Source organism: Dyella sp., assembly GCF_035277725.1.
Lineage (GTDB): Bacteria > Pseudomonadota > Gammaproteobacteria > Xanthomonadales > Rhodanobacteraceae > Dyella_B.
This window is the reverse complement of record NZ_DATEJY010000088.1, coordinates 1-6,848: the sequence shown is the minus strand read 5'-3', so window position 1 is coordinate 6,848 and position 6,848 is coordinate 1. Positions and strand designations below refer to the sequence as shown.

The following is a 6,848-nucleotide window of genomic DNA, read 5'->3' as shown; positions in this document are numbered from 1 at the left end:
GCCGCAGGGGAGGGAATGTCCCTCGTGATGTATCAACGATTGACCCCAAAAACAAAACAGTCTGGTTATAGTCGGCCGGCTCACGTTGCAATACATAAGGATGGGTGGATGACAACCCTGCGTAACTTGGCCTTCTGTGGCCTGCTGATCGCCTCCACGTCGTACCCGGCACTTGCCGAGCAAACCCCGCAAACCTTCCAGCTTGAACACGCCGATGCCGGCGGCATCGAGCTTAGCCATGGCAGTGACCGCATCAGTATTCGTTTTGTTACGCCGAACGTCGTGCAAATTCACGCGATGCCGCATGGCGTCAGCACGCGCCCGGGCATCGTGATGGATCCGCATGCATCGCGCGACACGCTGTCCAATCTGCGCATGCATAACGGTGCCGATAGCGTCTCCGTCGCCAGCAGCGAGGCCACGGCTACCTGGGACAAACAAGCGGCGCGCCTGAGCATTGCCGACGCGCAAGGCCGCGTTCTGCTGCAGACCGATCCCGCCATGCTGATGGATCGCCAGATCGATCTGCAACACGAGGCAGGCGATCCGCTTTACGGCATCGGCGGCTACGATGCCTTCGAGCCGGCCAAGAGCGGATTGCTGCGTCATGGCGTGCAGATCGCCAAGGCGGGCGAGCAGGGCTATCCGGGTGGCCCGTTCGTGTGGAGCACGCATGGCTATGGCGTGCTGGTCGATACGGTCGGTGCCAAATTCGATCTGCGCGATGGCCATATCGACGTTACCGGCATCACCCGCGAGGACGTCAGCTATGACGTGATCGCTGGCACCCCGTCGAAAATCTTTGCGGCACTGGCCACGCTCAGCGGCGCGCCGCCGATGTTCCCCAAGTGGGCGATGGGCTTCACCAACAGCCAGTGGGGCAGCGATGAGAAGGAGCTGCTCGCCGTCGTGCATGGCTACCGCAGCCGGCATATCCCCATCGACAACTTCACCTTCGATTTCGACTGGAAGGCCTGGGGCGAAGACAACTACGGCGAATTCCGCTGGAACGAGACCAAGTTTCCCGACGGTCCCAGCGGCAAGCTCAAAAGCATGATGGATCAACTCGGCATGCACATGACCGGCATCATGAAACCGCGCATCCATGTCGACACGGTGGAAGGACGCTATGCCGAGTCGCACGGTTTCTGGGCCGCGGGGCGTGCGCAGAACATGGATTATTTCTCGCTCAAGCCGGTGCGCGAGCTGGATTTCGATCAGGCGGCGGTGCGCGCGTGGTTCTTCAACGATGCGTTGAAGCACTCCTTCGATACCGGCATCGTCGGCTGGTGGAATGACGAGGCCGACGACACCAACAGCAATACGCAATTCCTGAATATGCAGCGCGCGCTATATGACGGGCAGCGCGCCTATGCGCCGACGCGCGTGTGGTCGATCAACCGCGATTTCTATCTTGGTTCGCAGCGTTATGCCTATGGCCTGTGGTCGGGCGACATCGACACCGGCTTTGACAGCATGGCGGCGCAACGTCAGCGCATGCTCAGCGCCATCGATGTGGGCGAAATGAAATGGGGCATGGATGGCGGCGGCTTCCGCGGCCATCCGGACAACGAAAACTATGCACGCTGGATCGAGTTTGCCGCGTTCGTGCCGATCTTCCGCGTGCACGGCACCTTGGGTGAGAAGCGCCAGCCGTGGATGTATGGGCCGATTGCCGAAAAAGCCGCGACCGATGCGATGCGCCTGCGTTATGCGCTGATTCCCTATATCTACAGTTACGAACGTAACGCCACCACGAAAGGCGCTGGCATCGTGCGCCCGTTGACGTTTGATTATCCCGACGACCCGCAGGTGCGCGACGACGTGGACGCCTGGATGTTCGGCGACGGTTTGCTGGTATCGCCGGTGGTGGCGAAAGGCCAGACGGAAAAAGACATCTATCTCCCAGCAGGCCGGTGGACCGATTACTTCAGCGGCAAGGTGTACCAGGGCGGCCAGACCATCCATGTCGCGGTGGATAGCAAGACGTGGGGCGATATCCCGCTGTTCATTCGCGACGGCGCGATCATCCCTACGCAACCGGCCATGGACTATGTCGGCGAGCAGCCGGTGACGGCGTTGACGGTGGATGTGTTTCCTGCCGCGCAGGCCACGCAGTTCGATTACTACGACGATGATGGCGCAACGTATGCCTACGAGCACGGCGCATTCTATGCGCAGCGCTTGAGTACACAACGTAGCAATGATGGTGCTGAATTCAGCATCGATGCGCCGCATGGCAGTTACAAGCCGGCATTGAAGTACTACCTGGTGAAAGTGCATGGCATTGCTGCAAGCAGTGCCGGATCGCTCAAGCCGTATGCGAATGCGGATGCCCTGCAGGCGGCAGAGGGTGAGGGCTGGGCGCTGGATCATGATCGCTATGGCAGCGTGACACTGCTTCGGCTGGCCGCGAACAAGGCGAGGCACATGGTGTTACACGCAGCGGATGCGCATTGAGGCAAAAGCTCGCCGCTGCATACGGCAGGCTTTTGTGGGCTGGGATGAAATCCCAGCTTTTGACATGGCGATGCTGGGATTTCATCCCAGCCTAAGGGTCTGAGGCGATCAAGGGTGGCATTGAACGTCTTCCTTTTCTGTAAGACACTTGGGTCTGCGAAAAGTAAACGTTTACATGCGGCAAAAACACAAGGACCCGCCCATGCCTGCCATTCCCCCGTTACGCCGCACCGCATCAAAGCTCGGCCTCGCCATGTTGCTGACGCTCGGCGCCGCCCACGCTGCCACGCCGCCTGAGTCCGATACGGTCGCCATCAAGGTCGATGCCAGCGCCAAAGGCACGGCGTTCCCGCATTTCTGGGAACAGATGTTCGGCTCGGGCCGCGCGGTGCTGGCGCTGCGTGACGATTACCGCAAGGACCTCGACGCCGTGCATCAGGCGACCGGCTTCGGCTACGTGCGCTTCCATGGCATCTTCGATCGCGACGTGGGCCTGGTATCGCGCGACAAGGATGGCCATAGCCACTACAACTTCTCCTACGTCGACCAGATTTATGACGGCCTGCTGGAGCACGGCATCAAGCCGTTCGTGGAGTTGAGTTTCATGCCGCCGGAGCTGAGTTCCGATCCTTCGCAGCAGCATGACTTCTGGTATCACCCGAACGTGATGCCGCCGAAGGATTACGCCGAGTGGAACGCGATGATCCACGCCTTTGCCGAACACCTGATCGCGCGCTACGGCATCGATGAAGTCGCCAGCTGGTATTTCGAAGTGTGGAATGAGCCGAACCTTACCTTCTGGGGCGGCAGGCCGGAGCAGGCCACGTATTTCAAGCTGTATGACAACACGGCGCGCACGCTGAAAGCGGTGAATTCGCGTATCCGCGTGGGTGGCCCCAGCACCGCACAGGCGGCGTGGGTGCCGGACTTCCTCAAGCATGTGCGCGATACGAAGGTGCCGGCGGATTTCGTCAGCACGCACGTGTACGGCGATGACACCGCGCAGAACGTGTTCAAGACCGAAGAGAACATTCCGCGTGCGGACATGGTCTGCAGGGCGGTCGACAAAGTGCATAAGGAGATCGCAGCGTCGCCGTATCCGAAGCTGCCGCTGATTTTCAGCGAGTACAACGCCTCTTACGCCAACCTGCCGAACGTCACCGATACGATCTTCATGGGGCCGTGGATGGCCAACACGATCCGCGAATGCGCGGGCAAGGTCGAGACCATGAGCTACTGGAGCTTTTCCGACGTGTTCGAGGAGCAGGGGGTGGTGCGCAATCCGTTCTATGGCGGCTTTGGCTTGATCGCGGCCGACCGTATCCAGAAGCCGGCCTTCAACGCGTTTGCGATGCTGCATCGCCTGGGCGATACGCGCCTGCCGCTGTCTTCCAGCAGCGCGCTGGCGACGCGCCGTGATGACGGCACCGTCGTGCTGGCGTTATGGAATTACGCGCCGCCGGTGGGCGATGCGGATCAGTACACCAAGGGTGAGCCGCAAGGTGCGCTCAAGCATTTCGACGTCGACGTGTCGCACCTGGGTGCAGGTGCGAAGGCCACCGTGTGGCGCCTGGATGAAAGCCATGGCAATGCGGTGGCTTTGTTTGATCAGATGGGCCGCCCAGATTTCCCCAGTCGCGAACAGATTGCGCAGTTGCGCGCGGCGGGCAAGTTGAGCGAGCCGGCATCGATGGGATTGGAGAATGGGCGACTGCGCGTTGATGTTCCGCCGCAAGGCTTGGTGGTGGTGGAGTTGAAATAAACGCGTAGGTTGGGGCGAGGCATAGCCGGACCCCAACATGGCGCGTGCCGGTACCGGAGAACGTTGGGTTTGCGTTCCGCTCCCCCAACCTACGGCGCATGAATACGTATGCACAACGCTGCGCTCGGTCGGCGACTTGCCTACCATCGACGCCCACTCGCGCGAAAACCAAGGATTCATGCTGCGACTGCAGCATGTACATCGCCTCGCGCCGTGCCATAACCAGAACATTGTTATGAATCATCCATTCGCGGAGTGTGCATGCTGAGCGTTGTGTTGATGGCGGCCCTGGCCGCAGGCGCCCAAGGGGATATGTGGCGCGATGAGATTGCGTGGCGCGGGCAGCAGGCGCACATGAGCGTGGCGAAGGACGGGCAGTTCACCTTGACGGGTCCGTTCGGCAAGCGCGACATCGGCACGCAGCGCATGCGCGTGGACACGGCCAGTCCGATGTTCGACGGTTTGTTCGCCATGGCGCAGGAGGAGCTGACACAGGATTCGGTGACGGCCATCCGCGACGGTGCGTTCGATAACGGCAAGCCGATTCCCTGCACCTGCTTCGAGACGGGTGCGAAATGGCCATACGTGTGGACGCGCGATCTTTCCTACTCGATCGATCTGGGGCTGTGGCAATTCGATCCGCAACGCTCGCGCAACGGCTTGAACTTCAAGCTGTCGGAGGTGCGCGATCCCTCTCTGCCGCAGGGTCTGTACGTGATGCAGGACACCGGTTCGGGCGGCAGCTGGCCGATCAGCACGGATCGCGTGGTCTGGTTCCTGGGTGCGCAGCATCTGCTCGATGACAAGGCGTTTGCCGATAACGTGTATCGCGCGCTGAACGACACGCTGGTGCAGGATCGGCAGTATGTATTCGATGCGCAGTTTGGCCTGTATCGCGGCGAGACGTCCTTCCTGGATTGGCGCGAACAGACCTATCCGGCATGGGCAGCGAACAATGTGGTGTCCATAGCGCAATCCTTCGCGCTGTCCACCAACGTGCTGCATTACCAGGCGCTGCAGCTGGCGGCACGCCTGTCGAAAGAACACGGCGATCGCGACAAGACCAGGAGTTACGACGAGCAAGCCGCCGCACTCAAGAAAGCCATCAACGCGCACTTCTGGCGCGCCGATCGCGGCCTGTACATGAGCTACATCGGTGGCGATGGCACGCCTTACGACACCTATGACTTGCTCGGCACGGCATTGGCCATCACCAGCGGCGTCGCCGAAGGCGAAGGCGCGCGCATCGCGCTGGCCAACTATCCCACCTGGCCGGCTGGCAGTCCGGTGATCTGGCCCGAGCGCAGCGATCAGCCGATCTATCACAATCGCGCCATCTGGCCGTTCGTCAGTGCGTATGCACTGCGTGCGGCGCGTGAGGTGAATGATCCGGCGCGCATCGCGCATGAATTGCGTTCCATCATGCGCGGGGCGGCCATGGCCGGCTCCAACATGGAGAACTACGAACTGCTCACGCAGGCGACACATGTCGACGAAGGCAAGCTCAGCGGCCCGGTGGTGGATTCGCCGCGGCAGCTATGGTCCGTGGCAGCGTACCTGGACATGGTCAACGAAGGCGTGTTCGGGCTGACCCAGGATGGCCGCGTCGACCCCAAGCTGCCGGTGTCGCTGGTGCCGATGTTGTTCGGCGACCGCGACAGCATCAGCATGCATGGCCCGGAGCGAAACGTCACGTTGCGTCTTCCGCGCAAGTTGCAGGGCAATATGTTGGTGGCGGACAGCATCAAGCGCCATGGCACGGATACCGAAGTGATGTTGAAGGCGATCGACCAATCGTCACTCCCTTTGCGTACCGATGCGCCGCTGTACGCGCCCAAGCCCCCCGATGCACCGACCATCGATCAGGACGACAAGGGCTGGCGCGTCACGGTGGATGGCAAGGTGGTGCTCTATGCAGATGGCCAGCGTGTCGGACGCATCGATGGCAGCACCTACATTGCACAAGGCACCAAACCGCCGTGCGTGAGCGTGACGCGCATCGATGAGCACGGTTTGGAATCACTGCACAGTCCGACCGTGTGCGGTGGCGACCCGATGGCCATCGGCGATAGCTGGCCGCGTGCGTGGACCGCACCTGCCACGGGCCGCTATCGCGTATGGCTGCGCTATGAAAACAACCACGGGTCGATCGAAACCGGCGTCACCGCGGCAGTGAAGATGCTGGTGGTGCAATGTGGCAATGACGCATCACAGCGCGTGCCGATCGTGATGCCGCACAGCGTCGGCGAGCAATCGTCCACGTATGCGGTGATCAGCGCGAAGTCCGGTACGGCATGCCGTTTCGACCTGCAGCAGGGTTTCAACATGAGCGACCTCAGCCACTTCGCGCACTACACCGGCGGCAAGGGTGGCGTTGACGGACCACTCAACGATGCGCGCATCGGTGACCTGATCATCTCACCCGCCACAGGTACGCCATGAATCGCAAACCGACGCTGTCGTTCTGGCAGATCTGGAACATGTGTTTCGGCTTCCTGGGTATCCAGTTCGCCTTTGCACTGCAGAACGCCAATGTCAGCCGCATTTTCCAGACGCTGGGCGCGGGCGTGGGCGATATTCCGATGCTGTGGATCGCGGCGCCGTTCACGGGCTTGATCGTGCAGCC

The 6,848-nt window shown here is 61.2% G+C and carries 3 protein-coding genes and 1 pseudogene; all 4 read left to right on the top strand.

What is annotated here, in order from left to right; all coding sequences use genetic code 11:
* The first annotated feature begins 108 nt into the window (after positions 1 to 108).
* Positions 109 to 2,460, top strand: coding sequence for a TIM-barrel domain-containing protein (locus VJR68_RS08280; RefSeq protein ID WP_324147200.1), 2,352 nt, complete (start codon positions 109 to 111; stop codon positions 2,458 to 2,460).
* A gap of 202 nt (positions 2,461 to 2,662) precedes the next feature.
* Positions 2,663 to 4,222 (top strand): GH39 family glycosyl hydrolase, encoded by a 1,560-nt coding sequence (locus VJR68_RS08275; protein WP_324147199.1) that lies wholly within the window; start codon positions 2,663 to 2,665, stop codon positions 4,220 to 4,222.
* A gap of 261 nt (positions 4,223 to 4,483) precedes the next feature.
* Positions 4,484 to 6,664 (top strand): Six-hairpin glycosidase-like protein, encoded by a 2,181-nt coding sequence (locus VJR68_RS08270; RefSeq protein WP_324147198.1) that lies wholly within the window; start codon positions 4,484 to 4,486, stop codon positions 6,662 to 6,664.
* Positions 6,661 to 6,848 (top strand): annotated as a pseudogene (locus VJR68_RS08265) (MFS transporter); the annotation flags it as partial. The gene VJR68_RS08270 and the pseudogene VJR68_RS08265, both read left to right, overlap by 4 nt.